This is a genomic window from Borrelia hispanica CRI (genome assembly GCF_000500065.1).
GTDB lineage: Bacteria > Spirochaetota > Spirochaetia > Borreliales > Borreliaceae > Borrelia > Borrelia hispanica.
In genome coordinates, this window is sequence record NZ_AYOU01000166.1 from 1 (window position 1) to 2,635 (window position 2,635).

General features: G+C 35.1%; 1 protein-coding gene and 4 pseudogenes. All 5 read right to left on the reverse strand.

The features are described from left to right. Positions 1-268: 268 nt before the first annotated feature. Positions 269-586: pseudogene (locus U880_RS0109495) on the reverse strand (variable large family protein); the annotation flags it as partial. Between the two features lie 293 nt (positions 587-879). After that, a pseudogene (locus tag U880_RS10405) lies at positions 880-1,344 on the reverse strand (variable large family protein); the annotation flags it as partial. Next, complete coding sequence (locus tag U880_RS12025) at positions 1,334-1,486, reverse strand: Vsp/OspC family lipoprotein (protein ID WP_407637755.1); 153 nt, start codon at positions 1,484-1,486, stop codon at positions 1,334-1,336. The pseudogene U880_RS10405 and the gene U880_RS12025, both read right to left, overlap by 11 nt. Positions 1,487-1,538: 52 nt before the next feature. Beyond that, a pseudogene (locus tag U880_RS11960) lies at positions 1,539-1,663 on the reverse strand (Vsp/OspC family lipoprotein); the annotation flags it as partial. Positions 1,664-1,844: 181 nt separating this feature from the next. Further along, positions 1,845-2,635: pseudogene (locus U880_RS11925) on the reverse strand (variable large family protein); the annotation flags it as partial.

Here is a 2,635-nt window from a genome sequence, read left to right on the forward strand (position 1 = left end):
CTTCTCTCTTCCCTTCTCTCTATACTCGCTTATACACTCTTCTATATTTCCTATTCCTTTCTTCTCTTTCATTCCTTTCCTTCGCCTCCTTGTTTTTTATTATTATTTTTAGCTTTGCTTTTAAGGATTAAAAGAAAAAAAATGATTTATATGAACAACATTCATACAACACACATCAATACAGAAAATAAAAAAAGAGAGCCTTATTACTGTTCTCTTTATCAGCATTCTTATCTAATAATTTTAACTATATTCAATATATAATAACTCACTCACTAACTTTATTTTCAGAACCTTCTCCTTGCTTAATCTCTCCCAATACCTTATTAATCTCTTTCAATCCCAAATCCACTGCATTCCTGATTGCTACTGTCAATGTACTCAACACTTTATTAACTGCACTTGCCACTACTCCATTAATAGCAAAAGCCGATTTATCTTCACCTGTCTTAACAACAAATTTACCATTCTTTGCCATCCCTCTTAACGCTATCCCTCCTGCTATTACTGCATCTTTTCGAACTGAAGCTCCAAGTTCTTTTTGTTCTGCCTTCTTAGCAGCCGCAATTTCTGCTGCATTCTTTGCATTTAAAAATCCTTTACCTAAATTTACCCATCTCACTCAAAAACTCATTCTTCTCTAGCTCCGCTATTACATTATTACACATTATTACATCATATGACTGAAAATAAGATCATCTCTTATTATCTCTTCCCTTTTTTATTTTTACTTACTATTAATTTTTCACTCTTCATTGAAAAAACAAACAAAGAAAAAACAAACAAAAAGAAGCAACCCAGAGATATATCTCTAAGTTTGCCTCCTAATCTCATTCGTAAATAATCTAAATTTACTATTTATCTTATCAACTTACTATCTCACTTACTTGATTCTGAAACTGGTTCTTTTGAACCTCTTGCTTTATCTATTTCTCCTTTTACCTTTTCAAGCACCTTCTTAACTGTCTTCTTAATTATATCTTCTACTGCGCCTAACAATTTATTTACTGAAGTTACTCCTGCTGATTGTACTGCTTTACTATCGTTACCACCACTATGTGCAGCTAACTTACCATCTCTCACTAACGAACGTAGAGCTATCCCTCCCGATACTGCTGCTGCTTTTGGAGTAGCATCATTTGCTAAGTGATCTTTTGAACCTCCTTTTGCAAAATTCATCGCAGTTGTCTCTGACTTTGCAGCTTGTGTTAATGCTGCATCATCTTTTCCTGACTTAATTATTGATGCTAGAATTTCTTCACCACTTACTGCTGCTACTATTAATTCTGCTTTTTCTCCTACTGCTGCTCCTGGTTTATCTATAGCTAATACCTTAGCTCCATCCAGTAGCACCAGCAGCAACTATCTTCTTACCAATAGCTTTAGTAAGCTCAGCCACTGAATTAACTAGACCTTCTATTTGTTTAATACTCTCTGCAAAGACAACAGTCTCTTTTATTTTTGTACTTACTTTTGCTAAATCAATTACATTTCCATCTCCCTTCCTTGCTTTCCCCCTCGTCTCCTTCCTTTACTCCTCCACCACTATTACATCCCATCACTATCATCATCATCAATATTATTCCCTTCATTCTCATTCTCTTTACTCTCTCTCTATTCCTCTCTTCCCTTTTATTTCCCCTTCTATCCCTTCTCTCTTCATTTTCTTCGCCTCCTTATTTTTTCTTTCTTTTTAGCTTTTTCACAGCTTATCTTTAAAAATAAAAAACAAATAAATAAGGCTTTATATAAAATACACAATACTGCAAATAAAAAAGAGAGCTTTATTGCTCCCTTTAATAAGGTTCTTATTAAATTATTTCAACAACTATATTCAAATTCTACTACTTACCTGCTGCTTTTGGATCTCTTGCCTTATCTACTTCTTCCTTTACTTTCTCCAATACACTCTTTACTGTCTTCTTCACTATTTCCTCTACTGCTCCCAATAACTTATTTACTGCGGTTATCCCTACTTTTTGTACTTCTTCTTTTCCTCCTGCTTGTCCATCTTGAGCTCCTGATGCCAATTTACCGTCTTCAACCAATGAACGTAATGCTATTCCTCCTGCTACTGCTGCTGCTTTTGCATCTGAAGCATTTGCTAAGTGAGCCGATGTTCCTCCTTTTGCAAATTCCAATGGAGTTGTACCTGAAGTTGCATTACCTGTCAAAGCCACAACCCTATTTTCTGTAGATTTCACTATTGATGCCAGCATTTCTTCTCCACCTCCACTTACACTTGTGATAGTATTAACACTGCTTTAGATACACTTCCTGCTTCCGAAGCCTCATTTGTAGACAATATCTTAGCTCCTTCCTTATTATCCGCATCACCTAACTTTACTGCTGTACTTCCCGATCTTGGTTCTGAAATATTTTTTCCTTTTGCTACTTTTACTATTTCTTGCAATGCTTTAAGGGCTTTCTTTATTGAATTGTCATCTACTGTTACTCCTTTATTATTAGTTACCGCCTCACCTACTAGATTAGCATCATCTACCTGCCCTAATGACTCTAAATCTCCTTTTAACGTATCTAAAACTCCCTTAGCTGAATTAACTATTTCTCTAATTGGATTTTTTGATAAATCACTTTTATCAACACCTACCTCTGCTTTTTGTGCTACTTCCTC